At 71.8% G+C, this 26,553-nt stretch carries 25 protein-coding genes and 1 pseudogene; 9 read left to right on the top strand and 17 right to left on the bottom strand.

Annotated elements, in window-relative coordinates; genetic code table 11:
* Positions 1-76: 76 nt before the first annotated feature.
* The 4 genes from ACIHEI_RS03520 to trxA all read right to left on the bottom strand — a co-directional run bounded on the left by ACIHEI_RS03520 (position 77) and on the right by trxA (position 4,182).
* Complete coding sequence (locus ACIHEI_RS03520; RefSeq protein WP_396605425.1) at positions 77-1,306, bottom strand: hypothetical protein; 1,230 nt, start codon at positions 1,304-1,306, stop codon at positions 77-79.
* Positions 1,303-1,866, bottom strand: a complete 564-nt coding sequence (locus tag ACIHEI_RS03515; RefSeq protein ID WP_396605424.1) for a DUF6114 domain-containing protein — start codon at positions 1,864-1,866, stop codon at positions 1,303-1,305. Before ACIHEI_RS03515 ends, ACIHEI_RS03520 begins: the two co-directional genes overlap by 4 nt.
* 146 nt (positions 1,867-2,012) lie before the next feature.
* Positions 2,013-2,639, bottom strand: a complete 627-nt coding sequence (locus ACIHEI_RS03510; RefSeq protein WP_396605423.1) for a DUF6230 family protein — start codon at positions 2,637-2,639, stop codon at positions 2,013-2,015.
* Positions 2,640-3,204: 565 nt separating this feature from the next.
* Positions 3,205-4,182, bottom strand: coding sequence for a thioredoxin (gene trxA, locus ACIHEI_RS03505; RefSeq protein WP_396605422.1), 978 nt, complete (start codon positions 4,180-4,182; stop codon positions 3,205-3,207).
* A 341-nt stretch (positions 4,183-4,523) separates the two neighbouring features.
* Here trxA and ACIHEI_RS03500 point away from each other — a divergent pair, with 341 nt between their 5' ends.
* A complete protein-coding gene (locus tag ACIHEI_RS03500) occupies positions 4,524-5,189 on the top strand; it encodes a TetR/AcrR family transcriptional regulator (protein WP_396605421.1) in 666 nt (221 codons plus the stop codon).
* A gap of 7 nt (positions 5,190-5,196) precedes the next feature.
* Here the strand turns inward: ACIHEI_RS03500 and ACIHEI_RS03495 are convergent, their stop codons facing one another.
* The 4 genes from ACIHEI_RS03495 to ACIHEI_RS03480 all read right to left on the bottom strand — a co-directional run bounded on the left by ACIHEI_RS03495 (position 5,197) and on the right by ACIHEI_RS03480 (position 9,072).
* Positions 5,197-6,066, bottom strand: a complete 870-nt coding sequence (locus tag ACIHEI_RS03495) for a sigma-70 family RNA polymerase sigma factor (protein WP_396605420.1) — start codon at positions 6,064-6,066, stop codon at positions 5,197-5,199.
* 237 nt (positions 6,067-6,303) lie between these two features.
* Entirely contained in the window at positions 6,304-7,989 is a 1,686-nt protein-coding gene (locus ACIHEI_RS03490) for a methylmalonyl-CoA mutase (protein ID WP_387637192.1), read from the bottom strand.
* A gap of 190 nt (positions 7,990-8,179) precedes the next feature.
* On the bottom strand, positions 8,180-8,512 hold the full coding sequence (locus ACIHEI_RS03485) for a DUF3817 domain-containing protein (RefSeq protein ID WP_387637194.1): 333 nt from the start codon (positions 8,510-8,512) through the stop codon (positions 8,180-8,182).
* Positions 8,513-8,532: 20 nt separating this feature from the next.
* A complete protein-coding gene (locus tag ACIHEI_RS03480) occupies positions 8,533-9,072 on the bottom strand; it encodes a MarR family winged helix-turn-helix transcriptional regulator (RefSeq protein WP_396605419.1) in 540 nt (179 codons plus the stop codon).
* Positions 9,073-9,530: 458 nt separating this feature from the next.
* Between ACIHEI_RS03480 and ACIHEI_RS03475 the strand changes: the two genes are divergently transcribed.
* The gene (locus ACIHEI_RS03475; RefSeq protein ID WP_396605418.1) at positions 9,531-11,180 is read left to right on the top strand and encodes a M4 family metallopeptidase; all 1,650 of its coding nucleotides are present in this window, start codon (positions 9,531-9,533) and stop codon (positions 11,178-11,180) included.
* A gap of 80 nt (positions 11,181-11,260) precedes the next feature.
* Here the strand turns inward: ACIHEI_RS03475 and ACIHEI_RS03470 are convergent, their stop codons facing one another.
* On the bottom strand, positions 11,261-11,590 hold the full coding sequence (locus tag ACIHEI_RS03470; protein WP_387638829.1) for a DUF3817 domain-containing protein: 330 nt from the start codon (positions 11,588-11,590) through the stop codon (positions 11,261-11,263).
* A 161-nt stretch (positions 11,591-11,751) separates the two neighbouring features.
* Between ACIHEI_RS03470 and ACIHEI_RS03465 the strand changes: the two genes are divergently transcribed.
* The 4 genes from ACIHEI_RS03465 to ACIHEI_RS03450 all read left to right on the top strand — a co-directional run bounded on the left by ACIHEI_RS03465 (position 11,752) and on the right by ACIHEI_RS03450 (position 14,696).
* Complete coding sequence (locus ACIHEI_RS03465; RefSeq protein ID WP_396605495.1) at positions 11,752-12,525, top strand: DUF2127 domain-containing protein; 774 nt, start codon at positions 11,752-11,754, stop codon at positions 12,523-12,525.
* 82 nt (positions 12,526-12,607) lie between these two features.
* Entirely contained in the window at positions 12,608-13,246 is a 639-nt protein-coding gene (locus ACIHEI_RS03460) for an AIM24 family protein (RefSeq protein ID WP_396605417.1), read from the top strand.
* On the top strand, positions 13,246-13,896 hold the full coding sequence (locus tag ACIHEI_RS03455; protein ID WP_396605416.1) for an AIM24 family protein: 651 nt from the start codon (positions 13,246-13,248) through the stop codon (positions 13,894-13,896). Before ACIHEI_RS03460 ends, ACIHEI_RS03455 begins: the two co-directional genes overlap by 1 nt.
* Positions 13,897-13,931: 35 nt before the next feature.
* Positions 13,932-14,696, top strand: coding sequence for an AIM24 family protein (locus tag ACIHEI_RS03450; RefSeq protein ID WP_396605494.1), 765 nt, complete (start codon positions 13,932-13,934; stop codon positions 14,694-14,696).
* Between the two features lie 167 nt (positions 14,697-14,863).
* On the opposite strand, the gene ACIHEI_RS03445 is transcribed toward ACIHEI_RS03450, so the two are convergent.
* From ACIHEI_RS03445 to ACIHEI_RS03420, 6 genes are read right to left on the bottom strand one after another with little or no spacing between them, the layout of a single operon-like run.
* Positions 14,864-16,039, bottom strand: coding sequence for a cytochrome P450 (locus ACIHEI_RS03445; protein WP_392950758.1), 1,176 nt, complete (start codon positions 16,037-16,039; stop codon positions 14,864-14,866).
* A complete protein-coding gene (locus ACIHEI_RS03440) occupies positions 16,036-16,653 on the bottom strand; it encodes an ATP/GTP-binding protein (protein WP_380482162.1) in 618 nt (205 codons plus the stop codon). Before ACIHEI_RS03440 ends, ACIHEI_RS03445 begins: the two co-directional genes overlap by 4 nt.
* Complete coding sequence (locus tag ACIHEI_RS03435) at positions 16,631-16,990, bottom strand: DUF742 domain-containing protein (RefSeq protein ID WP_387637210.1); 360 nt, start codon at positions 16,988-16,990, stop codon at positions 16,631-16,633. Before ACIHEI_RS03435 ends, ACIHEI_RS03440 begins: the two co-directional genes overlap by 23 nt.
* Positions 16,987-17,406 carry a roadblock/LC7 domain-containing protein gene (locus ACIHEI_RS03430; protein ID WP_387637212.1) on the bottom strand — a complete coding sequence of 140 codons (420 nt, stop codon included), beginning with the start codon at positions 17,404-17,406 and terminating at the stop codon, positions 16,987-16,989. Before ACIHEI_RS03430 ends, ACIHEI_RS03435 begins: the two co-directional genes overlap by 4 nt.
* Positions 17,403-18,854 (bottom strand): ATP-binding protein, encoded by a 1,452-nt coding sequence (locus ACIHEI_RS03425; protein WP_387866253.1) that lies wholly within the window; start codon positions 18,852-18,854, stop codon positions 17,403-17,405. The genes ACIHEI_RS03430 and ACIHEI_RS03425 overlap by 4 nt, the downstream gene beginning before the upstream one ends.
* Before the next feature lie 43 nt (positions 18,855-18,897).
* A complete protein-coding gene (locus ACIHEI_RS03420) occupies positions 18,898-19,890 on the bottom strand; it encodes an MBL fold metallo-hydrolase (RefSeq protein WP_396605415.1) in 993 nt (330 codons plus the stop codon).
* Positions 19,891-20,084: 194 nt separating this feature from the next.
* Here ACIHEI_RS03420 and ACIHEI_RS03415 point away from each other — a divergent pair, with 194 nt between their 5' ends.
* The gene (locus ACIHEI_RS03415; protein ID WP_396605414.1) at positions 20,085-20,600 is read left to right on the top strand and encodes a MarR family winged helix-turn-helix transcriptional regulator; all 516 of its coding nucleotides are present in this window, start codon (positions 20,085-20,087) and stop codon (positions 20,598-20,600) included.
* A gap of 10 nt (positions 20,601-20,610) precedes the next feature.
* Here ACIHEI_RS03415 and meaB read toward each other — a convergent pair whose 3' ends face one another.
* Together meaB and ACIHEI_RS03405 are read right to left on the bottom strand one after the other, a co-directional pair.
* Positions 20,611-21,564: a methylmalonyl Co-A mutase-associated GTPase MeaB gene (gene meaB, locus ACIHEI_RS03410; RefSeq protein ID WP_392950748.1), complete on the bottom strand. Its 954-nt coding sequence runs from the start codon at positions 21,562-21,564 to the stop codon at positions 20,611-20,613.
* Between the two features lie 77 nt (positions 21,565-21,641).
* Complete coding sequence (locus ACIHEI_RS03405) at positions 21,642-22,832, bottom strand: acetyl-CoA C-acetyltransferase (protein WP_396605413.1); 1,191 nt, start codon at positions 22,830-22,832, stop codon at positions 21,642-21,644.
* A gap of 251 nt (positions 22,833-23,083) precedes the next feature.
* Here ACIHEI_RS03405 and mce point away from each other — a divergent pair, with 251 nt between their 5' ends.
* On the top strand, positions 23,084-23,518 hold the full coding sequence (mce, locus tag ACIHEI_RS03400) for a methylmalonyl-CoA epimerase (RefSeq protein ID WP_396605412.1): 435 nt from the start codon (positions 23,084-23,086) through the stop codon (positions 23,516-23,518).
* A gap of 388 nt (positions 23,519-23,906) precedes the next feature.
* Positions 23,907-26,553: pseudogene (locus tag ACIHEI_RS03395) on the top strand (hypothetical protein); the annotation flags it as partial.

The following is a 26,553-nucleotide window of genomic DNA, read 5'->3' as shown; positions in this document are numbered from 1 at the left end:
GAAAACCCGCAGGGGCGGGACCCGGGAGACCGGGTCCCGCCCCTGCGGGCGTCCGCGCGACAACTGTGACGACGGCTCAACCGTCGTACGGCTCCTTGTCGTTGAAGAGCCGCATGCCCGGAATGTTCAGGTCGCCGCCGAACTGGCCGGCCTGCACCGTCTTGGCGCCGGTGAGGGTCAGGTCCAGCGGGATCGGCACCGCGCCCAGCAGGTCCCACAGCCACTTCGGCAGGGTGTCCGGGGTCAGCGTGATCTGGCCCAGGTCGATCAGTATCGGCAGGCCGTAGATCTCCGCCAGGTGGCCGGACAGGCTCTCCACGTACATGGTGATCGGGCCGTTGCGCATGGTGGAGGTCGATCCCTGACGGCTCTTCACGTGGAAGGTCAGGCCCGGGATCTGGATGGTCGACATGTCCAGGTTCTCGATGTCGACGCTGTCGGTGGTGAACTTCAGCACCCGCTTGGTGCCGCTCTCCGTGGTGACGTCGTAGACGCCGTTGAACACCGAGCCGTGCAGCGCCAGCCGGGTCGAGTGCAGCACCCAGTTCTGGTCCGGCACCACGTGGCCCTTGGGCGCGGCCTTCGCGGCCAGGCCGCGGGTGCTCACCAGGCAGTTCGGGTCGTCCGAGGCCGAGGCCGAGCTGGACGGCTTCGGCGCCTTGGTGGACGGCGCATTGGTCGACGGCGCCTTGGTCGGCGCCTTCGAACCCTCGGTGGCCGGGGCCTCCGGCGCGCCGGGCGTCTCGGCGGCCGGCTGCCCGGTCGCCGAGGGGCTCGGCTCGGCGGACGGCTTCGCGCTGGGGCTCGGGGTGGCGGGCGCGGTGGTCGCGGCCCCGGGCGTGGCCGACGGGGCGGCGCTCGGGTGGGTCAGCTTGTTCCACCAGTCGTCGATCACGCCGGCCTGCTGCACCCCGCCGCCGGCCGCGTTACCGGTGCTGGGCGTCACGAAGGCGGCGGACTGCACGCCGGTCGAGCCGGTGAACACCGCTGGCACCGCGGCAGCGCTGCCCGCGGGCGCCTGCCCGGACTGCACGGCCGCCGCCTCGCTCACCGAGGAATCCGGCTGCACCTTGATCTCGCTCTTCGGGACGGGCGTCTCCTTGAGCACGGTGTCCGGGCTGCTCGCGCAGGCGCCGGACTGCGGGTCGGCCGCGACCGCCAGGGTCGGCGTGTAGGCGGCGCCGACCAGCAGCGCGGTCGGCACGGCGGCGATCGCCAGCGCCCGCCCGCGCAGCCGGGACCGCACGCCCTCCCGTGGCACCGCGTGCCGCGGGCCGGGAACCGCCGGCTTCTCCGAATCGGTCACGGCCGCTCCCCCTCCGGACTCGCTGTCGGTGTGGCGCCGTGCTCCAGCGGCTGCTCGGCGACGGCCTGCGCGGGCAGCTGCGCGGTCGGCGCGGCGTCCCCGGCGGTCGTCTCGGCCGCCATCTCGGCGGTCTCCGGCCCGGCGGCCGGCTCCGGCACCGGCGCCCAGGAGGCCAGCAGGCCACCGGCGATCAGGCCGGGCACCACGCCGAAGCCGAAGCCGCCCAGGTTGGAGACCGGGATGGAGATCAGCGCCAGGATGGTGGTCGCCACCCCGCAGAAGATCCGCACCACCGGCTGGAACCAGACGGTGATGCCGAGCACCATCATCAGGATGCCGATCAGCAGCGAGCCGGCGCCGGCGGTGGTGGCCATCGCCACCGTCAGGCCGTTCAGGCTGAGGTGGGCGTACGGGAAGTACAGGATCGGGACGCCGGCGAACACGGCCAGCAGGCCACCCCAGAACGGCCGGGTGCGCCGCCAGGCGCGGAACCCTCGCCGACCTCGGCTGGCCAAGCCGGCCGGGCCCTCGGGCCAGGCCTCGACGGTTGCGCTGGACATGGTGCGACTCCTCGATGGTGGGTCCGAGGGGGGAAATACGGATGGCCCCGGGTATGCCGGGGTGCGGCCCGAGGGAGCGGCGTGGTGCCGCTCCCTCGGACCGGGGGTCCGCTGTCCGGCCCGCCTGACGGGCCGTCAGTCACGGACTAGTAGCACTCGTTGACACCCTGGTTGATGTTCAGGTGCAGGTTCGGCAGCGTGAAGGTGCCCGCCGAGGTGGCCCAGGCGGTCTGCTGGACCTTGGACAGGTCCGCGGACTTGGCGGACTGGGCGAAGCCCTGCGCGCCGGACGGCAGGGAGCCGCCGTCCTGCTTCAGCTTGTCGATGGCCGTACCCTGCAGGGTGCTGGCGTCCTGGCCGATGTTGATGCTGTGGAACTCGGCGTCGGCGTTCAGCTGGTTCATGTCGATCAGCAGCTGCTGGGCGTCGACCGGCTTCTGGTCGCCGGCCTTGAGGACCAGGGTCCACTTGCCGAGCGGGCCGAGGTCGGTGACGACCGACTGGCACAGGTTCTGCAGGGTCGCGTGGTCGAACGCCGAGATGGCGACCGGGTGCGGAGTGTGGTTGGCCTCCATGTCGACGCCACCGAACTGCGAGAAGTTCTCGCCGTGCAGCTGGTCGACGGTGACCTTGAACTGCTGGCCGGAGACCGCGAACGAGGCCGCCAGCGCGGAGTTGGCCAGGGAGATGCCGATCGCGGCGGTGGCCGCGACACTCGGCACCATCACCAGGGCGAAGCGCTTCCAGCGGGTCTTGCCGTAAGACGTGGACATGCGAGTCCTCCTTCTAGGACGTACATCTCCGGCCGGTCCGGTGCGTCCCGCACATGGTTCGGCCCGAAATGGGAGAGAGCTACGTCCTCGGTAGCGGAGAGCGCCTGATGCCGTGGGGACGGCGTGGCGATCACCCCCGAGCGACAACCGTGCGAACGCGCGGGCTGCGCGACCGCCGAGGCCAGGAACCGCCGCGTGGGATCTGCGGTTACCCCCCTGTCCTCACCCGGTGGGGACCCTTCGTGACGAAGGGACCGGGCGTCGCCGATCGTGCTCGAATACCGGGCGGAGCACAAGGGGTGCGTTACTGACGGGTAATCCAACAGTGAACGCGTTCGCTCAGGGGATCGAAGGCGCGACTGCGCAGAGTGACGGAAGACACAGGCCGCCAGAGCCGTGACCCTGGCAAACGAAGGCAAAACACCCCTCCTTCATCACTCGCCGTGACGAAGGAGGGGTGTTATCAAGATTTGGTAAACCTGCCCGGATCACCCGTGAAAGTCGTCAAATCACCGACGACACCGCAGGTCACCGAACGTGTCACCCAGTGCCGTCGGAACGGCTGTCAGAACAGCACCCGGGCCAGCGCCTGACGGGCCGCCACGGTGCGCGGGTCGTCCGGGCCGATCACCTCGAACAGCTCCAGCAGGCGCAGCCGCGCGGCGTCCCGGTCGTCGCCGAAGGTCTTCGCGACGGTGGACACGAGGCGGCCGAAAGCGTCCTCGACGTGCCCGCCGACCAAGTCCAGGTCGGCCGCCCGCAGTTGGGCCTGCACGTCCTTCGGGTCGGCCGCCGCGTCCGCGCGCACCTGCTGCGGGTCGAGCTTCTCCACCCGCTGCAGCAGCTGCGCCTGGGCCAGGCCGAGCTTGGCCTCGACGTGGCCGGGCCGCTCGCTCAGCACGTTCCGGTACGCCTGCACCGCGCCGCCCAGGTCGCCCCGGTCCAGCGCGTCGTGCGCGGCCTCCAGCGCCGGATCGGCCGGCACCCGCGGGGCGGCTTCGGCGTCCGAAGCGCCCGCACCGGAGCCGACGATGCCGAAGCGCTGCTCGGCGACCGCGATCAGCTGGTCGATCACCTTGCGGACGTTCGACTCGTTCTCGGCGCCCTGGAACAGCGGCACCAGCTGGCCCGCGACCACGGCCATCACGGCCGGAATGCCCTGGATGCCGAACTGCTGGGCGATCAGCGGGTTGGCGTCCACGTCGATCTTGGCGAGCACGATCCGGCCGGCGTACTCCTCGGCGAGGCGCTCCAGGATCGGGCTGAGCTGCTTGCACGGGCCGCACCACTCGGCCCAGAAGTCCACCACCACGGGGACCTCGGCCGAGCGCTGGACCACCTCCGACTCGAAGGTGTCCTCGGTGACGTCCAGCACCAGGGGGTAGTCCGCGAGCGCCGGGCCGTCGCCCGCCGCCGCCTGCCGGGCCCGCTCGGCCCGGGTCTGCTCCGCCTTCTGGGCGGCCTCTCCGGCCGCCTTCACCGCGGCGAGGTCCACCGCACCGCGCAGGGCGGAGCTGTTGAGACGCGAATTCCGTGACTGCATGGCTCTATCCTCCCCCGCCGGAGCCGGTACCGGACGCCATCCGCCCGGAAATGCCGAAACCGGGACGCCCGCCTCTCCCGGCGGAGCCCGGTCCGTTCGGGCGCGGATCCCCATCCGCGCCCCGCGCCGGCCCGATCCCAGAGGGCAGGGCGCGTTGGTCGTCGCTCTTTCGCTACTGGTCGTAGCGTATCTGCCGGACGGGCTCCCCCCGCAAGCCCCAACCGCCCTCCCGGAGCGTGAGCTGCCCCACTTTCCGGCCCGGGGCGGGTATCGGGCAGCGCCGCAGGTCGCTACCGTGGGGCCACCAAGTTACTTCTGAGTAAATTCGCTGAGGAGGCGCGGTGGCCCCCACCACCCGGCAGCCCGCCGAGCAGCCGGACCCACCGGCCGTCACCCCGCCGCCCACCCGCGGCAAGGGCCGCCCCCGCAGCGCCGCCGCCGACCAGGCCATCCTGGACGCCACCCGCGAGGCACTCGCCGAACTCGGCTGGGGCGGACTCACCATGGGCGACGTCGCCCAGCGCGCCGGCGTCGCCAAGACCACCCTCTACCGCCGCTGGCCGTCCAAGAGCGAACTCGTCGTCGACGCCATCGCCAGCCTCTTCGACCAGCTCGAATGCGCCGACCTCGGCAGCCTGCAGGCCGACATCGAGGCCGTGGTCGCCCGGTTCGCCGAACTCCTCAACCGTCCCGAGACCCAGGCCGCCCTGCTCGCCCTGTTCGCCGAGGGCTCCCGCGACCTCCAACTGCGCCGCCGCATCCGGGAACGGATCGTCCAGCCGCAGAAGGTCCTCGTCCAGCTCGGCCGGGCCAACGCCCAGGCCCGCGGCGAGATGGATCCCGACCGGGACCCGGCCAGCGCCGACGAGGAGACCGACATCGTCTTCGACATCATCGCCGGCACCGTCGAACACCGGCTGCTGGTGAGCGGCGAACCCGTCACCGAGGACTGGATCCGCCGCTTCACCACCCTGCTGCTCAACCCCTTCCCGGGGATCCTGCGCTGACGGACGCTCAGCCCGGCAGCTCCAGGGACGCCAGCCGCTCCGGGTCGTTCAGCACGTCGATCCGCGCCACCCGGCCGCCCACCACGGTGAACGCCATCACCGACACCGGACGCCCCTCCCGGACCGTCAGCACGCCGTAGGAGCCGTTCACCAGCACCAGCCGCGCGAACGGCGCCAGCTTCCGGAACCCCACCGCGGAGGCGGCGATCGCCGCGCCACCGCGCAGCACTCTGGTCAGCTCCGCCAGCGCGCCGCCGTCCGAACGCAGCACCGCGTCCGGCGCCAACACCCGCACCAGGCCGTCGAAATCACCCTCCCGGGCCGCCGCCAGGAACGCCTCCACGGCGCCGCGCTGGACCGCCGGGTCGCGGTCCGGCTCCGGCGCCTGTTCCTTCACCTTCTTGCGCGCCCGACTCGCGAGCTGCCGCACCGCCGCCGGGGACTTCTCCAACAGCGCCGCGATCTCCTCGAACGGCACCGCGAACAGGTCGTGCAGCACGAACGCGAGCCGCTCCGACGGGCCCAGCGTCCCCAGCACCACCTGCAACGCCAGCCCGACCTGGTCCCCCAGCAGCGCCGCCGCCTCCGGATCGTCCCGCTCCGGCACGGCCAGCACCGGATCCGGCACCTGGGTGTCCAGCTCCTCCTCCCGCCGCCGCGAGCGGCTGCGCAGCTCGTTCAGACACACCCGCGACACCACCGTGGTCAGCCAGCCGCCGAGGTTCTCCACCTCCTCCGCATGGCGGTCCAGCCGCAACCACGCCTCCTGCACGGCATCCTCGGCCTCCCCCAGCGACCCCAGCATCCGGTACGCGACGGCGCGCAACCTGGGCCGGTGCGACTCGAAACGCGCGGCGAGGAGTGCTGCGCCGGTCATCTGCCATATCCCTTCCGCGGATGGGTGCGAAAACAGGGGCGCGTGGGGGTACCTCCCGGCCCGCTAGGGCTGGGGGAGAACTGCGCGACAAGCGCAAGTCACGTCCGCAAGGTCGCGATCGAGTGCAGGTCATTGTCCTGCGTCGCGATCTTCCTGGTGGGTGCCTTCCGCTGCGCGCAGTTCCGCCCCCTCGCTTCGCTGGGGGTACCCCCAGCGCCCCTGTCTGCTCTCTCTCGCTCAGAACGAGGCGTTCTCGCGGTACGTGCCCCACTCGTCGCGCAGGGCGTGGCAGATCTCGCCGAGGGTGGCTTCGGCGCGGACGGCCTGGAGCATCGGTTCGATCATGTTGGTGCCGGAGCGGGCAGCGTCGAGCATCGCGTCGAGGCCGGCCCGGACGGCGGATTCGTCGCGCTGCGACTTGCGGGCGCCGAGGACGCGGACCTGCTCGCGTTCGACCTCGTGGCTGACGCGGAGAATTTCGAGTTCGGGGGTGACGCTGCGGGGGTGGCAGTTGACGCCGACCACGCGCTTGTCGCCCTTCTCGACGCCCTGCTGGTAGCGGAAGGCGGCCTCGGCGATCTCGCCGGTGAACCAGCCCTCCTCGATGCCGCGCAGGATGCCGGAGGTCATCGGGCCGATCGGGTGCTCGGCGCTGCCCTTGTCGAGGATGCGCTGGAAGATCTCCTCGACCTGCGCCTCGATCTTGTCGGTGAGCGCCTCGACGTACCAGGAGCCGCCGAGCGGGTCGGCGACGTTGGTGACGCCGGTCTCCTCCATGATCACCTGCTGGGTGCGCAGCGCGATCTCGGCGGCCTGCTCGCTGGGGAGGGCGAGGGTCTCGTCGAGGGCGTTGGTGTGCAGCGAGTTGGTGCCGCCGAGGACGGCGGAGAGGGCCTCGACCGCGGTGCGGACCACGTTGTTGTACGGCTGCTGGGCGGTGAGCGAGACGCCGGCGGTCTGGGTGTGGAAGCGCAGCCACTGCGCCTTGTCGGTCTTGGCGCCGAAGTGGTCGCGCATCCAGCGGGCCCAGATCCGGCGGGCGGCGCGGAACTTGGCGATCTCCTCGAAGAAGTCGAGGTGGGCGTCGAAGAAGAACGACAGGCCGGGGGCGAAGACGTCCACGTCGAGGCCGCGGGAGAGGCCGAGTTCGACGTAGGCGAGGCCGTCGGCGAGGGTGTAGGCGAGTTCCTGGGCGGCCGTGGCTCCGGCTTCGCGGATGTGGTAGCCGGAGACGGAGAGCGGCTTGTAGGCGGGGATGCCCTTGGCGCAGTGCTCCATCAGGTCGCCGATCAGGCGAAGGTGGGGCTCGGGGGCGAAGAGCCACTCCTTCTGCGCGATGTACTCCTTGAAGATGTCGGTCTGCAGGGTGCCGTTGAGGACGGCGGGGTCGACGCCCTGGCGTTCGGCGGCGACCAGGTACATGCAGAAGATCGGGACGGCGGGGCCGGAGATGGTCATCGAGGTGGTGACCTCGCCGAGCGGGATGCCGGCGAACAGCACCTCCATGTCGGCGGCGCTGTCGATGGCGACGCCGCAGTGGCCGACCTCGCCGAGCGACTTGGCGTCGTCGGAGTCGTAGCCCATCAGGGTCGGCATGTCGAAGGCGACGGAGAGGCCGCCGCCGCCGGCGTCGAGGATCATCCGGTAGCGCTCGTTGGTCTGCTGCGCGTTGCCGAAGCCGGCGAACTGGCGGATGGTCCAGGCGCGGCCGCGGTAGCCGGTGGGGTGCAGGCCGCGGGTGTAGGGGTATTCGCCGGGCCAGCCGATCCGCTCGAAGCCCTCGACCTCCTGACCGGCGGGCGGGCCGTAGACGGGTTCGACGGTCTCGCCGCTCAGCGTGGTGAAGTCGGCGTCGCGCTTGCGCGCCTTGTCGTACCGCTGCTGCCAGCGCTGCCGGCCGGCTTCGATCTGCTCGGCGTCCATCGGCTCCGACTCCGCTCCGTGCGGCCGCCCCGGTGGGTGGGCGGCACAACTACTTGGATGTCCTACTAATTTACTCGGACGTCCTACTACCTGTCGATGCCCGTCCTCCGAACGGCAGTCCGAAACACGAAAGGGCGCCCCTCCCGGTGTGGGGAGGGGCGCCCGGCAGAGCTGGTGCGCGCGGTGGCGGTCAGGCGGCGGTGGGCTCCGGCGCGGCGATCAGCGGGGCGACCTCGCGGCTGACCTTGCGCTCGACGAAGAACACGGCGGTGGGGATGGTGCCGGCCAGCAGGACCCAGGCGAGCTTGCCGATCGGCCACTTGGCCTTGGTGCCGAGGTCGAAGGCGAGCACCAGGTAGATCACGTACAGCCAGCCGTGCGCGATGCCGACGGCGGTGGTGAAGCCGGCGGCGCCCGACATGTCCAGGGCGTACTTGGCGATCACCCCGATGGTGAGCAGGATCAGGAGGACGCCGGTGATGTAGGCCATGGCACGGTAGCGGGTGAGCACACTCTGCTTCATGCCATCGAGGGTAACCGGCCCTACGGGTGCTCCCGGTCGTGACCCTGCGGCTGCGGCAGGTCGAAGTCGCCGGCCGCCACCCGCAGCGGGCGGAGCAGTTCGAACACCTCGCGGCAGTCGCCCTCGTCGTAGCCCTCCAGGCCGAACTCGACGGCCATCAGGTCGCGGGTGGCGCGTTCGACGACCTGGCGGCCACGCTCGGTGATGGCCGCGAGGACGCCGCGGCCGTCGAGCGGGTTGGGGCGGCGGGTGACGAGTCCGGCGCGCTCCAGGCGGTCGACGGTGTTGGTGACGCTGGTGGGGTGCACCATCAGCCGCTCGCCGATCTTGGACAGCGGGAGTTCGCCGGAGCGGCTGAAGGTGAGCAGCACCAGGGCCTCGTAGCGGGCGAAGGTCAGGCCGTAGGGCTTGACCACGGCGTCGACCCGGGCCAGCAGGATCTGGTGGGCGCGCATCACCGAGGTGATCGCCGCCATCGCCGGCACCTTGCCCCAGCGGCGGGTCCAGAGATCGTCGGCGCGGGCGATCGGGTCGAAGTCGAGAGCGAGGGGCTTGGGCACGACCCCACCGTACCTGCGGTCCGGGGCGCGGGTAGCAGGTGTCCACGATGGTGAACAAGGCCACCAGTTGGCGGGATCACGCCAAACAGACAACCGCCACCGTACTCCCGCAATTAACACCGGATAATCCGTCACTATTCAGTGAAAACACGGGAGTTGGGCCGAGCCCCAGCCCGCACCGCATGGTTCGCGGCGAAACCTCCGATTTCCTGACCGTTCCATTGCCGCGGGTCTGGCGAGAGTTTGCCAATTGTTGCCGGGGTCCTGTTCCGGGATTTGAACGATTGTCATGCTTCTGGCCAGCCCCGTTCGACAAGCCGGCCCCACCCCACCGGCGACGTCGCCAGACCGCACGGAGCTGCACGTCAGCACCCGCCTCCGCCCCAGCAGGCACTACCCCCAGTGCCCCGGAACGTGGTGCGACCGCACATGCGGTTCATCCCGGAAGGAACCCGTACGTGAAGCGAAAGCTCGCTGTCGGAGCCGTTCTCTCTGCCTCTGCCCTGCTGGCCGGTGCGATCCAGGTGAGTGCCGGGATCGCCCAGGCCGCCCCCAACCCGGCCGCGCAGAACGCCCCGGGCCAGCAGCGCGCCGAACTGCTGGCGATGGCCGCCGGGCAGGCCCCCTCCGCCGCCAAGGCCCTCGGCCTCGGCGCCCAGGAGAAGCTGGTGGTCAAGGACGCCATCGTCGACGCCGACGGCACCCGCCACCTCCGTTACGAGCGCACCTTCAACGGGCTGCCCGTGCTCGGCGGCGACCTGGTCGTGCACCAGGACGCCAAGGGCCAGGTCCGCTCCTCCGACAAGGCCGTCTCCGGCAGCCTGGCCCCCGCCTCGCTGAGCCCGAAGCTGACGGCCGCCCAGGCCGCCGGCAAGGCGACCGGCGCGGTGCAGTCCACCGTCGGCATCACCAAGGACGCCGACGAGGCCGCCCTGACCTCGGTCTCCGGCGCCACCGGCAACTCCGAGCTGGTGGTCTGGGCCGCCGACGGCGCCCCGCGCCTGGCCTACCGCACCACCGTCGAGGGCATGCGGGCCGACGGCACCCCGAGCCGCCAGAAGCTGGTCACCGACGCGAACACCGGCGAGATCCTCTCCACCCACGAGGAGATCCAGACCGCCAACGCGACCGGCACCGGCAACGGCGTCTTCGTCGGCAACGTCTCGCTGACCACCACGCTGACCGGCAGCACCTACACGCTGAAGGACGCCACCCGCGGCAACCAGTACACGACCACGCTGGCGGGCAAGACCTCCGGCAGCGGCACCCTGTACTCGAAGACCACCAACTCCTGGGGCAACGGTCTGGCCTCCAACAAGGAGTCCGCGGCGGTGGACGCCCAGTACGGCGCGGCCGTCACCTGGGACTTCTACAAGAACACCTTCGGCCGCAACGGCATCCGCAACGACGGTGTCGGCGCGTACAGCCGGGTCCACTACGGCAGCAACTACGTCAACGCCTTCTGGGACGACAGCTGCTTCTGCATGACCTACGGCGACGGCGCGTCCAACACCCACCCGCTGACCGAACTGGACGTCTCCGGCCACGAGATGAGCCACGGCGTCACCTCCAACACCGCCGGCCTGAACTACTCGGGCGAGTCCGGCGGCCTGAACGAGGCGACCTCCGACATCTTCGGCTCCATGGTGGAGTTCTACGCCAACCTGTCGAAGGACGTGCCGGACTACCTGATCGGCGAGCTGATCAACATCAACGGCAACGGCACGCCGCTGCGCTACATGGACAAGCCCTCCAAGGACGGCGCGTCCGCCGACTACTGGTCCTCCACGGTCGGCAGCAAGGACGTCCACTACTCCTCGGGCGTCGCCAACCACTTCTTCTACCTGCTGGCCGAGGGCAGCGGCGCCAAGACCATCAACGGCGTCAGCTACAACTCGCCCACCTACAACGGCGCCGCCGTCACCGGCATCGGCCGGGACCAGGCCTCGCAGATCTGGTACCGGGCGCTGACCGTCTACATGACCTCCACCACCAACTACAAGGCCGCGCGCACCGCGACCCTGAACGCGGCGAAGGACCTGTACGGCGCCACCTCCACCCAGTACAACGCGGTGGCGGCGGCCTGGACCGGCGTCAACGTGAACTGACCCCCACCGGGTAGCACAAAAGCTCGCGGCGGCCGGGCCTCCCACGAAGAGGCCCGACCGCCGCGCACCACGTTGTGGAGTCAGGCAGTGGCCGGCTTCGCCGCGTCCAGCTCGCCGCGCTCCTCCTTGGCGAGCATCCGCTCGGCGAAGAAGCCGCCGGTGGGCAGCACCGACAGTACGAACATCAGCAGCGCGCGCTTCGGCTCCCAGCGGCGGGCCTGGTACGCCTGCACCAGGAAGACCACGTACAGCACGAACAGCACGCCGTGCACCATGCCCATCACCGGCACTGCGTTGAAGCTCGTGGTGCGCTTCAGCACCGAGCAGATCAGCAGCAGGATGAAGGACAGCCCCTCGGGGCCGGAGACCAGGCGCAGGCGGTGGACGGCGGCGATGCTCTTCACGGGGATTCCTCACAGACACGGCGGGCGGCTGGGTTTGTGAACGGATGCACAAACCAGACCTATTATCACCGACCCGCCGTCGAGGCCGACCCCGGACCCCCTATCCTGCTGTGCTGCGCGCGGCCTGACCGGCAGGCCCGCAGACCCACGGGGGGACGCACGACATGCTGAGGCGAGACTGGGACCGGCACACCTGTGCCCGGCGCGGCCACATCACCTACGCGCCCGACGAGACCGACCTGCGCGAGCGGCTGCACGCCACCACCGCCCTCGGCACCGCCTGGCGCTGCCTGCGCTGCGGTGACTTCGCGCTCGGCGAGCCGCACGGCTCCGGCCCCGCCGACGAGGCGCCGCTGGTGCCCCGCGGCAAGGCCCTGCGCGACCTGTTCATCCTGCGCTTCCTGGCCGTCGAACGGCTGCTGCGCGGCGTGCTGATCGTGGTCGCCGCCTGGGCGGTGTGGAAGTTCTCCAACAGCCAGGACGCGGTGCGCCGGATCTTCGACGAGAACCTGACCGTCTTCAAGCCCGTCACCGACCACTTCCACTACGACCTCGACCACTCGCCGATCGTCGACACCATCCGCAAGACCTTCGACTACCAGCACAACACCCTGATCTACGTCGCCGCCGCGCTCGTGGTCTACGCGCTGGTCGAGATCGTCGAGGCGTTCGGCCTGTGGTGGGGGCAGCGCTGGGCCGAGTACCTGACCGTGGTCGCCACCGCCGCGTTCCTGCCGCTGGAGGTCTACGAACTCACCGAGCACGTCAGCGCGTTGAAGATCTGCACGCTGCTGCTGAACATCGCCGCGGTGCTCTGGATCATGCTCTCCAAGCGGCTGTTCGGCCTGCGCGGCGGCGTCGTCGCGTTCGAGGCCGAGCGGCACTCCGCCTCGCTGCTGGAGGTGGAGACCTCCGCCGGGGCGCTGCCGCAGGCCGCCTGACGACGCGTCCGATGTGCCGGTTCCGTACCGGCCCGCCCGGCCCTCTCCCCACACCGGGGCGGGGGCCGCTACATTCCAGAACGTGGCACAGTTCCGACTCCAGGGGTCAAAGGTCCTCGCCGTCGATCTCGCCGGGGACACCGTCAAGGCACGCAACGGCTCGATGGTCGCCTACACCGGGCAGATGGGCTTCAAGAAGCTCACCGGCGGCGGCGACGGCCTGCGCGGCATGGTCACCCGCCGGCTCACCGGCGAGCGCATGGAGGTCATGGAGGTGAAGGGGCAGGGCACCTGCTACTTCGCCGACAAGGCCACCGAGATCAATCTGGTCCGGCTGAACGGCGAGACGCTGTTCGTCGAGTCCGACAACCTGCTCTGCACGGAGGCGTCGCTGCGCACCGGCACCTCCTTCACCGGCCTGAACGGGATGGCGAGCGGCAACGGCCTGTTCACCACCAAGGTCGAGGGCCACGGCTGGGCCGCCGTGACCTCCAACGGCCCCGCGGTGATACTCCGGGTCGCCCAGGGCCTGCCGCTGCGGGTCGACCCCGGCGCGTACGTCGCGCACACCGGCAACCTGAACCGCGCCCTCAAGTCCGGCGCCGGCTGGACCACGCTGATCGGCGAGGGCGGCGGCGAGGCCATGCAGGTCGAGTTCACCGGCGACGGGCTGGTCTACGTCCAGCCCTCCGAGCGCCTGACCTTCGGAGGCGACGCCTGATGGCCTTCACCCTGATCAACCACAAGATGGTCTCCGCCCAGGTGTTCCCGGGCCAGCGGATCCTCTCCCAGCGCGGCGCGATGCTCGGCTACACCGGCGAAGTCACCTTCAAGCCCAACCTGATGGGCGGCCAGGGCGGCGTCATGTCGATGATCGGACGCCGGGTCGCGGGCGAGGACACCCCGCTGATGACCGTCGAGGGCCACGGCACCGTGATGTTCGGCCACGGCGGCCACCACGTGCACGTCGTCGACCTGGCCGGCGACACCATGTACGTCGAGGCCGATCGGCTGCTCGCCTTCGAGGGCAGCCTCCAGCAGTCCACCATGTTCATGGGACAGCAGGGCGGCCTGATGGGCGTGGTCCGCGGCCAGGTCACCGGGCAAGGGCTGTTCACCACCCAGCTCAGCGGCAAGGGCGCGGTCGCCATGCTCGCCCACGGCGGCGTCGTCGAACTCCCCATCTCCCCCGGAGCACCCGTCCACGTCGACCCGCAGGCCTACGTCGCGCACCGCGGCCAGGTCACCAACAAGCTCTCCAGCGCGCTCGGTTGGCGCGACATGATCGGCCGCGGCTCCGGTGAGGCCTTCCAGCTCGAACTCTCCGGACACGGCATGGTGTACGTGCAGGCCAGCGAGGTGAAGCTCTGATGTCCTACCCCCCTCCCCCGTCCCACGCCCCGCTGATGCAGCCCCCCGGCGCCGACGGCCCGCAGGTCTGGGACCCGCACACCCTGCCCGTCAACGACAACGTCAACCCGTACTGCTTCTCGGTGGACCTGAACGGCGCGTACTACCTGCAGAAGGGCAAGATGATCGCCTACTACGGCGAGATGCGCTTCTCCGGGATCGGCCGCGGAGTCCTCGACCGGGTCCTCGAACAGAACTTCAACTCCCCACTGCACGCATCGGACTGGGTCGTCGCCGAGGGACGCGGCAAGCTGCTGCTCGCCGACCGCGCGTACGACCTCAACTCGTACGACCTGGAGGACGGCAACCTGACCGTCCGATCCGGCAACCTGCTGGCTTTCGAGCCGACGTTGCGACTCAAGCAGTCGATCATCCCCGGGTTCCTCACCCTGATCGGCACCGGCAAGTTCGTCGCCGCGTCCAACGGCCCCGTGCACTTCGTCGAACCCCCGCTACGGGTCGACCCCGAGGCCCTGGTCGGCTGGGCCGACTGCCCCGCCCCCTGCCACCACTACGACCACAGCTACCTGCACGGCGTCCTCGGCGGCATCCGGCACCTGACCGGGATCGGCGGCGCGAGCGGCGAGGAGCACCAGTTCGAGTTCATCGGGGCCGGGCAGGTGCTGATGCAATCGTCGGAGACGGTGATGGCCGAGAAGCCGGTCGGCGTCGTCGGCGAACAGTCGGCGGTCCCGCACCAGCAGCCCACCACGCAGGCGATTCCGAGCCTGAGGGACCTCGGCCGGCAGTTCGGGCTGTAGCGGGCGAGCAAACAGGGGCGCGGGGAACTGCGCGAAGCGGAAGGACCCGACCGCAAGATCGCGACGCAGGGCAATGACTTGCACTTGATCGCGACCTTGCGGACGGGTGTGCGCTTGTCGCGCAGTTCCCCGCGCCCCTGGTTGTGCTCTCCCTGGTTTCTCAACCGCTACAGCGCCGTGAACTCGACCGGGAGGGAGACGAGTGCGCGGTGGACCGGGCCCTGGCGCCAGAGGATCTGGTCGGCGGGGACGGCGAGCCGGAGGTCGGTGAGGCGGCTGATGAGGTGTTCGATCGCGGTGACGGCCATCAGGACGGCGGGCTGGCGGGCGGGGCAGCGGTGCGGGCCGGCGCCCCAGGCGAGGTGGGCGTAGGAGCCGCCGAGGGACTCGCTCTCCGAGGGAGGGAGCGCGGCCTGCGCGTTCGCGGAGGCGTAGGAGATCAGCACGGGCTGGTCGGGGGCGATCGGCGTGCCGTGGAAGACGATGTTGCGCCGGGTGTAGTGCGGGGCGAAGTTCGAGAGCGGGGGGTCGGTCCAGAGGACTTCGTTGACCGCGTCGTGCGCGCTGAGCGCGCCGCTGTGCAGGGAGCCGGCGTAGCGGTCGTCGGAGAGCATGCGGAGCAGCGCGTTGGCGGTGAGGTTGGCGGTGGGTTCGTGGCCGGCCATCAGGGTGAGGGTGATGTGCCGGACGACCTCGTCGTCGCCGAGTCGCGCGGGGTGGTTGATGAAGGCGGAGATCAGGTCGTGCCGGGGTGCGGTGCGGCGTTCGGCGACCAGACCGGTGATGACGGCGACCAGGTCGGCGTACGCGGCGGCGGCGCCGGTGGAGGATTCGAAGGAGCCGTTCATCGCGGCGCTGATCCGGTCGAGGTCCTGGTCGGGGATGCCGTACCAGGAGCAGAGGATGAGCAGCGGGAGCCGGTAGGCGTACTGGGCGAGGATGTCGGCCTTGCCGGTGTGCGCGAATTCGGAGATGAGCTGTTCGGCGACGGCGGTGGTGTCGCGTTGCAGCAGGTGGGGTTCGATGATGCCGACGCTGTCGGTGATGACCTGCCGGTAGCGGGCGTGGGTGGCGCCGTCGTTGAAGAGTGCGGTGGGGCGCCAGCCGAGCATCGGCATGATCGGGGAGTCGGCGGGCTGGGTGGCCTGCCAGACGCGGGAGTCGCGGGTCCAGGTGTCGGTGTCGCGGAGGACTTCCAGGGCGACGTGGTAGTCGGTGACCAGCCAGGCGTCGATGCCGGGGGCGAGTTCGACGGGCGCGAGCGGGCCGCGGTCGCGCAGCCGGGCGTAGTGGGCGTGCGGCTGGGCGGCGAACTGTGGCCCGTAGAGGGCGGTGCGGGTCATGGGGCGGTCTCCTGCGGGAGGCGGTCCAGGACGTGCTCGGTGAGGGCGATCAGGGCGTCCAGGCAGCCTGCGCGTTCCCGGGCGTCGCATTCGATCAGCGGGGTGGCGGGGTCGAGGTCGAGCGCGGCGCGGATCTTGTCGAGTTCGATCGGTGGGGTGTCGGGGAAGCGGTTGACGGCGACCGCGTAGGGCAGGCCGGCTTCCTCGATGAGGTCCATGGCGTCGAAGGCGTCGGCGAGGCGGCGGGTGTCGGCGAGGATCAGTGCGCCGAGGGCGCCGCGGGCGAGGTCTTCCCAGAGCGGCAGGAAGCGGCGCTGGCCGGGGGTGCCGAACAGGTAGAGGACGAGGTCGCCGCCGGGCAGGGTGAGTCGTCCGAAGTCGACGGCGACGGTGGTGGCGGTCTTGCCGGGGATCCGGGCGGTGTCGTCGACCGGGATGCCCTGGGCGGTCATGGTCTCCTCGGTGTGCAGTGTCGGGATCTCCGACAGCGAGCGCACGAAGGTGGTCTTCCCGACCCCGAACGGCCCGGTGACCATGAGTTTCATCAGGATCGGGTCGGTGGCGGGGAGGTACACGGGGCTGCTGCCCGTGCTACTTGAGGGCGCGAAGTCCACTGAGGAGCCTTTCGGCGAGGTCCCGGTTGACCGGCTGGGCGGAGGGAATCGGCGCGCGCACCTTGAGGGCGCCGCGCTCGGCCAGGTCGGCGACGATGAAGACGGTCGCGCTGACCGGGAGCCGGAGGTGGGCGGCCGCCTCGGCGACGGTCAGCGCGCCGGGGCGGACCAGTTCCCATAACTGGCGGTGTTCGCCGCCGAGTCCGGCGGGGAGGTCGGCGGCGGCGTGCAGGATGCTGAGCCGGTCCAGGCTGTGCTTGCCGGGCGCGAGGTCGCGGCCCTGGGTGGCGAGGTAGGCGGGGACGAGTCGGCGGTGCGGTCCGCTGGGTGTGGTCATGTCCCGCTCGCCTCCCGGGCGGGGCTGGCGAGGGCTCTGGCGAGCGCGGCGACCTGGACCTGCATCTGGTAGGCGATGGTGCCGAGGTCGGCGCCGGGGACGGCGAACACCGCGAGCGAGGAGTTGGCGCCGGCCGGGGTGACGACGGCGTAGCCGAGGTCGGACTCGACGACGGTCTGGGTGAGCCGGACCTGGTCGGCCTCGGTGAAGGCGACGGTGAAGGCGCGGGCGGCGGCGTGCAGCGAGGCGGTCATCGCGGCGACCCGGTCGGCGCTGTCCCGGCCGAGGTCGGCGGAGTGGCCGGTGACCAGGCCGTCCCCGGTGGCGATGACGGCGTTCTGCACGCCGGGCAGGTCGAGCAGCGGGGTGAGGACCCAGGAGAGGTCCTCGGTGTGGCGGCGGAGCTGGGTGGTCACGGGGCTTCGACTCCTTCGGGTGCGGCGGGTCCGTCGGGGCCCGGGTTGTGGTGGACGGCGCTGCGGCCGGCGAGGGTGCCGGACTGCAGGGCCGACCACGCGGATCGGGCCCGGTCGGGGGTGCTGCCCGCCGGGGACGGGAGGGGGGACGGCGCGTCCTGCTGCGGGACGCGCGGGCTGCGGCGCTTGCGGGTGGGCAGCGCGTCGCCCGCGTCGAACACCGGTGTGGTCTGGGTGATCGGGCGGGGGGCGAGCGCGGAGAGCGGGGCGGCCGGGTCGGTCAGGGTGAGCAGGTCGGCGGGCAGTCGCAGGATGGCGCGCACGCCGCCGTACGGGGACGGTTCGACCCGGCAGCCGAAGCCGAACTGTCGGCAGAGCAGGCCGATCACGGCGAAGCCGGCCTGCGGCGGGTCGCCGAGTTCGGTGAGCAGGACCTCGGCCTGGCCGTCCAGCAGGTCGCCGGACCGCTCCAGTTGGTCGGGTTCCATGCCGACGCCCATGTCGTCGACCACCACCAGGGCGCCGGAGCTGCCCTGTTCGATGGAGACCACCACCCGGGTCTCGGGGTGGGAGTAGGCGGTGGCGTTGCCGAGGATCTCGGCGAGTGCGATGGCGACGGGTTCGGCGGCCCGCGCGGCCACCGCGAGGCGGGGTTCGCGCAGGTGGTTGGTGATCTCGATGCGGGCGTAGCCGGCCACCCGGGACTGCGCGCCGACGCAGAGTTCGGCGAGCGGCGAGGCCTCCCGGGTCATGCCGGGCCAGGCGCCGGAGAGCACCGCGAGGGACTGGACCCGGCGCAGCGTCAGTTCGTTGCGGAAGTCGAGCGCCAGCAGTCGCGGGTCGTCGACGCTGAGCTGGATCTCCTCCAGCAGCGAGCGGACCTGGATCAGCAGGGCCTGGATCTTGGACGCGGCGCCGCGCAGCGCGGCCCGGGCGGCGGCGTCGGTGCGGTCGCGTTCGGCGAGCACGGCCCGGACGGCGGCGGTGAGCGCGGTGTCCAGGGCGTGGTGGAGTTCCTCGGTGCCGCCGGTGGTGTCGAGCGGCCCGGGGACGGGCGTCCGGGGGTGGGTGAGCGCGGTGGTGGCGGCGGGCAGCCGCTCGTGCGCGAGGTGGCCGAGTTCGCGCAGGGCGGCGGCGTACCGGGTCTCGGCGACGGTGCGCTGGGCCTCCGCGGTGCGGGCCGAGGTGTCGGCGGCGCGGGCGCGTTCCTCGGCCGCCTCGGCGCGGGCCTCGGCGGCCGAGGCGACGGCGTCGGCGGCGCGGGCGGTGCTGTCCGCGGCGCGGGCGCGCTGTTCGGCGGTCTCGGTGCGGGCGGTGGCCGCGCGGGCCGAGGTGTCGGCTTCGGTGGCGCGCCGTTCGGCGGCCTGGGTGTCCTGGGCGGCGCGGCGGAGGAGCCAGAGCAGGGGTCCTGCGGCCAGGGCGGCGCCGGCCAGGACGTACAGGATCACGACCATCGGGTCCTCGGGGGGTGTCGTCGGCGCGGGTCGGGGGTCAGGCGGTGCTGGCGGCGGTTTCGGCGCCGCGCTGCCGGGCGAAGCCGGCCATCCGGCCGAAGACCTCCATCATGGCGGGCGGTTCGCTGCCGTCGAGGTGCCGGTATTCGGTGGCGATGGTGATCAGCAGCCGTTCGGGCAGGCCGAGTTCGGGGTAGCGGCGTTCGTCGATGACGGTGCGCGCGGCCTCGCCGGCCGGGATGCCGGCGGCGTGCAGGGCGTGTGCGCGGTCGCGGACGTGGCCGAGGTATTCGGCGTGCGCGCGCAGGTCGTAGCGGGTGAGCAGCGGGCCGTGGCCGGGGACGATGGTCTCGGCGCCGGTGGCGAGGATGCGTTCGACGGCGTCGATGACGTTGCCGAGCGGGCCGGCCCAGTGCACGGGGTGGTCGCCGGGGCGGTCGGCGGTGGAGCCGAACACGATGTCGCCGGTGAACACGGTGGAGCGGGTGGGCAGGTGGACGATCAGGTCGCCGCTGGTGTGGGCCGGCGGGAGGCTGCTGATCTGCACCGGGATGTCGCCGACGCGCAGTTCGAGTTCGCCGGTGAAGACGGTGTCGGGCTGGATCGGCGGGGTGTCGGCCCAGTCGAAGCACCCGAAGTGCTCGTGCAGGTAGGAGCCGGTGTCGGTGGCCGGGTCGAGGCTCTGCAGCAGGGCGTGCTGCTGCTCGGGGCTCGGCTCGTAGGCAATGTGGTGCAGCGCCTCGTGGGTGGTGATGAGTTCGGCGTCGGGCAGGACGCCGGCGCCCCACATGTGGTCGCCGTTGGCGTGGGTGACGACGATCCGGTCGACGGTGACACCCTTGGGCAGGACGCCGCGGGTGCGGTCCAGGAACTGGCCGGCGAGCTTGCGGTCGTACGGGGTGTCGATCCACAGCGCGGTGCGGCCGGAGGCGACCAGGCCGCAGTTGGCCAGGCCCCATCCGCGCTGCTCGGGCTGCCAGGCGTACACGCCGTCGGCTATCGAATGGAAGTTCGCGCTCCGCGTCGTCATGGGCGCGATTATGCCTAACATGCCGTCACCGGCCGAGTGCACCCCGGTAATTGAGCATGTTCGTTTCAACCCTGGCCAGGCGGCAGGGCGGTGGTGCGGGTACGTATCAGTCCGCCCGCAGCACACCGCCCTTACACGCTTCCGCCACGGGTGAATTTGTACAACATTGAACAATGTCGGCTATACTCGATCACATGAATACTCCTGTGACCGAAGCGCCGGCGGTCCCCGCCTCCCCCACGGAGGAGGACGCGCCCTGGCTGGACGCGCGTGAGCAGCGGTTCTGGCGCGCCCACCTGGAGGTCGGCAAGCTGCTGGAACACCAGCTGAGCCGGGAACTGCAGGCCCACAACCTCGCCATCAACGACTACGAGATCCTCGTCGTCCTCTCCGAGTCCCCCGAGCGCCGGATGCGGATGACCGACCTGGCCACCTCCACCATGCAGTCCAAGAGCCGCCTCTCCCACCAGATCACCAGGATGGAGACGGCCGGCCTGGTACTGCGCCAGGAGTGCCCCGGCGACCGCCGCGGTCTTTACGCACACCTGACCGAGCACGGCTGGGAGACGCTGCGCAAGGTCGCCCCCGACCATGTGCGCAGCGTCCGCGAGCACTTCATCGACCGGCTCACCGACGAGCAGCTGGACGCGATGTACGCCGCCCTCGCCCCGATCGCCGAGCACCTGCGGGCGCTGCGCGGCCGGAGCTGAACAGCCTCGCTCAGCCGGTCAGTTCGGCGACCAGCCGGTCGGCGGCGGTGTACGGGTCGAGCGTGCCGTCGGCGACCTGACCGGCCAGCGCGTCCAGGTGGCGGTCGCCGCGCAGGTCGCCGATCCGGGCCCGCAGCGCGGCCAGCGTGATCGCCTCGACCTCCTGGGCGGCCCGGCGCCGGCGGCGGGCCGCCAGCTCACCGGTCTCGGCCAGCCAGCCGTGGTGCTTCTCCAGTGCCTCGACCAGCTCGTCCACGCCCTCGCCGCGGGCGGCCACGGTCTTCACGATCGGCGGCCGCCAGTCTCCGGCCTGCCGGGACTCGCCCAGGCCCAGCATGTGGTTGAGCTCCCGGGCGGTGGCGTCCGCGCCGTCCCGGTCGGCCTTGTTGACCACGAACACGTCGCCGATCTCCAGGATGCCCGCCTTGGCGGCCTGGATCCCGTCGCCCATCCCGGGCGCCAGGAGCACCACCGAGGTGTCGGCCTGCGCGGCGATCTCCACCTCGGACTGGCCGACGCCGACGGTCTCCACCAGGATCACGTCGCAGCCCGCCCCGTCCAGCACCCGCAGCGCCTGCGGGGCGGCCCAGGACAGGCCGCCGAGGTGGCCGCGGGTGGCCATCGAGCGGATGAACACCTCCGGGTCGGTGGCGTGCTCCTGCATCCGCACCCGGTCGCCGAGCAGCGCACCGCCGGAGAACGGCGAGGACGGGTCGACGGCGAGCACCCCGACCCGCTTGCCGAGCTTGCGGTAGGCGGTCACCAGTGCGGACGTCGAGGTGGACTTGCCCACGCCGGGCGAGCCGGTCAGGCCCACCGTGTACGCCCGCCCGCTGTACGGGGCCAGCGCGGCCATCACCTCGCGCAGCTCGGGGGCGGCGTTCTCCACCAGGGTGATCAGCCGGGCCACCGCCCGGGGGCGGCCCTGCCGGGCCTGCTCGACCAGCGTCGCCACATCGGCCATCGGGTTGCTCCTCGCAGCACAAAAGACGGGAGCCCCGTGAAGCGGCAGGCGCCGCCTCACGGGGACTTGAGGATCGGTCAGCCCTGCGCGGGGACCTTGACGATCAGGGCGTCGCCCTGGCCGCCGCCGCCGCACAGCGCGGCCGCGCCGACGCCGCCGCCGCGGCGCTGCAGCTCCAGCGCCAGGTGCAGCACCACGCGGGCGCCGGACATGCCGATCGGGTGGCCGAGCGCGATCGCGCCGCCGTTGACGTTGACGATCTCGTCGCTGACGCCCAGGTCCTTCATCGACTGGTGGGCGACGGCGGCGAACGCCTCGTTGATCTCGATCAGGTCGAGGTCGGCGACCTCCAGGCCCTCCTTGGCGAGGGCGTGCTTGATCGCGTTGGACGGCTGCGACTGCAGCGAGTTGTCCGGGCCCGCGACGTTGCCGTGCGCGCCGATCTCGGCGATCCAGGTCAGGCCCAGCTCCTCGGCCTTGGCCTTGCTCATCACCACGACGGCGGCGGCGCCGTCGGAGATCTGCGAGGAGGTGCCGGCCGTGATCGTCCCGTCTTTGGTGAACGCCGGGCGCAGCTTGGCCAGGCCCTCGACGGTGGTGTCGGCGCGGATGCCCTCGTCCTGGCTGAACAGCACCGGGTCGCCCTTGCGCTGCGGGATCGAGACGGGGACGATCTCGGCCTCGAACACGCCGTCGGCCTGCGCCTTGGCGGCGCGCTGGTGGGAGGCGGCGGCGATGGCGTCCTGCACCTCGCGGCCGATGCCCAGACGGGTGTTGTGCTTCTCGGTGGACTCGCCCATCGGGATGTTCTCGTAGGCGTCGGTCAGGCCGTCGTGGGCCATCGCGTCGAGCATCTCGATGGCGCCGTACTTGAAGCCCTCGCGGGACTTCGGCAGCAGGTGCGGGGCGTTGGTCATCGACTCCTGGCCGCCGGCCACCACGATGTCGAACTCGCCGGCCCGGATCAGCTGGTCGGCCAGTGCGATGGCGTCCAGGCCGGACAGACAGACCTTGTTGATGCTGAGCGCGGGCACGCTCATCGGAATGCCGGCCTTCACGGCGGCCTGGCGGGCGGGCATCTGGCCGACGCCGGCCTGCAGCACCTGGCCCATGATCACGTACTGGACCTGCTCGCCGGAGACACCGGCCCGCTCCAGCGCCGCCTTGATCGCGAAGGCGCCCAGTTCGGCGCCGGAGAAACCCTTGAGCGAGCCGAGCAGGCGGCCCATTGGAGTGCGCGCACCTGCGACGATCACAGAAGTAGTCATGGACGAGCCCCTTCGCGCGTCGGACCAGAGGGTATGGGGATGCGGTCAATGTACTGATCCGTTACCGCCGCGTCACCGCCGCGAGGATGTGATCAGCGCTACTGGCACCTTCCAGTGAACACCGTGCCAGTTCCGGGAAGTTCCACCACGGGAAACTCCGATGTGAGCAGACTCGCAAGGCGTGCTGCTGGCGTGCGGTCGCCGCCATGCGCTGCACTGAGTGCCACCCCTCAACGCCTTCGGAGGCCCCCGTGCTGACCCGCATCGACCACATCGGCATCGCCTGCTTCGACCTGGACCGGACCGTCGAGTTCTACCGCAACACCTACGGCTTCGAGGTGTTCCACTCCGAGGTCAACGAGGAGCAGGGCGTCCGCGAGGCCATGCTGAAGATCAACGACACCGGGGACGGCGGCGCCTCCTACCTGCAGCTGCTGGAGCCCACCCGGGACGACTCCACGGTCGCCAAGTGGCTGGCCAAGAACGGTGAGGGCGTGCACCACATCGCCTTCGGGACGGCGGATGTCGACGGGGATGCCGCCGACATCAAGTCCAAGGGCGTGCGGGTGCTGTACGACGAGCCCCGGCGCGGTTCGATGGGCTCGCGGATCACCTTCCTGCACCCCAAGGACTGCGGCGGCGTGCTGACCGAGCTGGTCACCGGCGCGGAGCCGGGCGAGCACTGAACGGGCAGACGGGCTCTGAGCCGTACGACCCCGAACGGGGCCGGCACAGGGCCCGGCCGACGCCCGTACGGAACCTGACGGGGCGGTAACGAACTGGGCGGTAACTTCCGAAAAGGACCTCGCCCCCATTCCCCCCGCCACCGCTCCCACTACAATGCCCAGGTGCGCAGGTACCTCCGGTCCGCGCACCGCAGGGGAGTCCACGACGCGGGCACGGCCGAACGGTCGCCGTTCGGATCTGTCACCATTCTCCAGAGGCAACAGATCGCTCAGGAGTCCACCCGGACGGCGGAGCGATGGCAAGGACCGAGCCGGTCCGGCCCCGGCAAGGCCAGGGGGCGGAACGGAGCGGTCGAGGACGCGACCAGGAGATGGGCGGGACCGCGGAGTGCGGGGCTACGACCGCGTTGAAGATCACCTCTCCAAGTTCGAGGCCGAGCTGGAGAAGGCCCGCAAGGAGCGGGACAAGACGATCGAGCACGCCGACGACCTCGCCTACCAGGTCGAAGTGCTCCGGGCCAAGCTCCACGAGGCCCGCCGGCAGCTCGCCCAGCCGCGTGCCTTCGACTCCGTCTCCGGCCAGGCCGAACAACTCCTGCGCAACGCCGAGATGCAGGCCGAGGCGCTGCGCGCGGACGCCGAACGCCAGCTCCGCGAATCCCAGGCCGCGACCCAGCGGATGATGGCCGAGGCCGCCGAACGCACCTCCCAGCTGGAGGCCGAGTTCAACGCCCGGCGCCGCCGGCTGGAGGAGGAACTCGCCGAGTTCCGGGCCGCCGCCGAACGCCACGTCAACGAAAACGTCAACTGGGCGGAGCAGACCCGCGCCGGTACCGAGCAGGAGGCCCAGCGCCTGCTCCAGGAGGCCCGCGCCGAGGCCGACCGGATGATGGCCGCCGTCCGTGCCGAGGCCGCCGCCCTCGCCGACCAGGCCCGCGCGCAGACCGCCGCCGACGTCGACGCCGCCCGCGGCGAGGCCCAGGCCCGCGCCGAAGCCGCCCTGATGCGCGCCCAGTCCGACGCCGAACGCCTGCTGCGCGCCGCCTCCGAGCAGGCCCAGCAGACCGGCGCCCAGGCCGAAGAACAACGCGTCGCCGCCGCCACCGCCGCCCAGCAGCAGCTGGCCGAGGCGCACGCCGCCGCCGAACAGAAGCTCGCCGCCGCCGAAGCCGAGATCACCGCCCTCAAGCGGCAGGCCCTCGCCGACCAGGAGCGCGCCGAAGCCGCCCTGGTCGGCGCCCAGACCGAGATAGAGCGGCTGCGCGCCGAGGCCCTCGCCGAGGCCGAACGGGCCCGCACCGAGGCCGCCCGGATGCGCGAGGAGGCCCTCGCCGCCGCCGAACGCCTGCAGGCCGAAGCCGCCGCCGAGGCCTCGCGCAAGGTCGCCGACGGCGACGCCGCCAGCGAACAGCGCTCGCAGACCGCCAAGGCCGAGATCGCCAAGATGGTGGCCGCCGCCACCCGCGAAGCCGAACTCATCAAGGCCGCCGCCTCCACCCGCCAGGCCGAGGCCGACGCCGCCAAGGCCGCCGCCTCCGAGGAGAGCGAACGCCTGCGCGGCGCCGCCGAGTCCGTCGCCAACGAGCTGCGCGCCGACGCCGAGAAGGAGATCGCCGAGCACTGGGCCACCGCCGAGCGCAACGCCTCCGAACTGCGCGAACAGGCCGCCGCCGAAGCCGAACGCCTGCACGCCGAAGCCGCCGAGTCCGGCCGCGCCGAGGGCGCCAAGGACGCCGCGCTGCGCCTGGCCCAGGCCGCCGAGCAGGCCGAGGAGGTGCTCGCCCGCGCGAACACCGCCGCCGAGGACACCCGCAGCGAGGCCGCCGCCGAGGCCGAACGGCTGGTCCAGCACGCCAAGTCTGAGGCCACGACACTGCTGGAGCAGGCCCGCGAGGCCGTCGAGCAGGCGCAGAACGCCGCCATGGAGGACGCTGCCTCCATCCGCGAGCAGCTGGAACGGATGCAGGCCGACGCGGCCAAGGCCCGCGAGCAGGCCGAGGAACACCGCTCCGCCTCCGAGGCCGAGGCCGGCCGGGTCCGCGCCGAGGCCCGCCGGCAGGCCGCCGTCCAGATCGAGGAGTCCGCCAAGCAGGCCGAGGAACTGCTCACCGGCGCCAAGACCGACGCGGACGCGCTGCGCGCCGGCGCCGCCGCCGAGGTCGAACGGCTGCGCACCGAGACCCGCGAACAGGCCGCCGCCATCCAGGGCCGCGCCGAGCAGACCCTCACCCGGGCCCGCGCCGAGGCCGAGAAGCTCACCACCACCGCCGCGCAGGCCCGCGACGAACTGCTCGCCGCCGCGAACACCGCCGCCGAGGAGCAGCGGGCCACCGCCGAACGCGACGCCGCCCGGACCCGCGAGCAGGCCGAGGCCGCCGCCCAGACCGTCCGCGCCGAGGCCGACGCCATCGCCGAAGCCACCCGCGCCGACGCCGCCCAGTGGGCCGAGCAGCACCGCGAGCAGGCCGAGGAGGCCGGCCGGGCCGTCCGCGCCGCCGCCGAGGACGCCGCCCGCACCCTCGCCGAACAGGCCGAGGCCGCCGCCCAGGCGCTCCGCGACGAGGCCACCGCCGCCCGCGAGGCAGCTCGCGCCGACCTGGAGAGCGAGCAGGCGCAGACCGCCGAGAAGCTGGCCGAGGCCACCGCGATCCGCGAGGCCGCCGACGGTGAGGCCGCCGCCGTCCGCAAGGCCGCCGCCCAGGACGCCCAGCGGGTCCGTGCCGAAGCCGACCAGCAGCTCGCCGCCGCCCGCGGCGAGGCCGAGACGCTGGCCGCCGAAGCCGCCGCCGACCGGTCCGAGGCCGCGCAGTTGCGCGCCGACGCCGAGACCTACGACAGCGAGCTGCGCGCCACTGCCGAGCAGGAGACGGCCGAACTCCGCGCCGTCGCCGACCGGGAGACCGCCGAGCTGCGCGCCGTCGCCGAGCGCGAGGTGGCCGAGCTCCGGGCCGTGGCGGACCGCGAGACCACCGAACTCCGCGAAGCCGCAACCACGTTCGACCAGGAACTGCGCGAGAGCGCCGCCACCTACGACC

Source organism: Kitasatospora sp. NPDC051984, from assembly GCF_044593455.1.
Classification (GTDB): domain Bacteria; phylum Actinomycetota; class Actinomycetes; order Streptomycetales; family Streptomycetaceae; genus Kitasatospora.
Note: the sequence above shows the minus strand (reverse complement) of the source record. Positions and strands in the feature narration are given on the sequence as shown.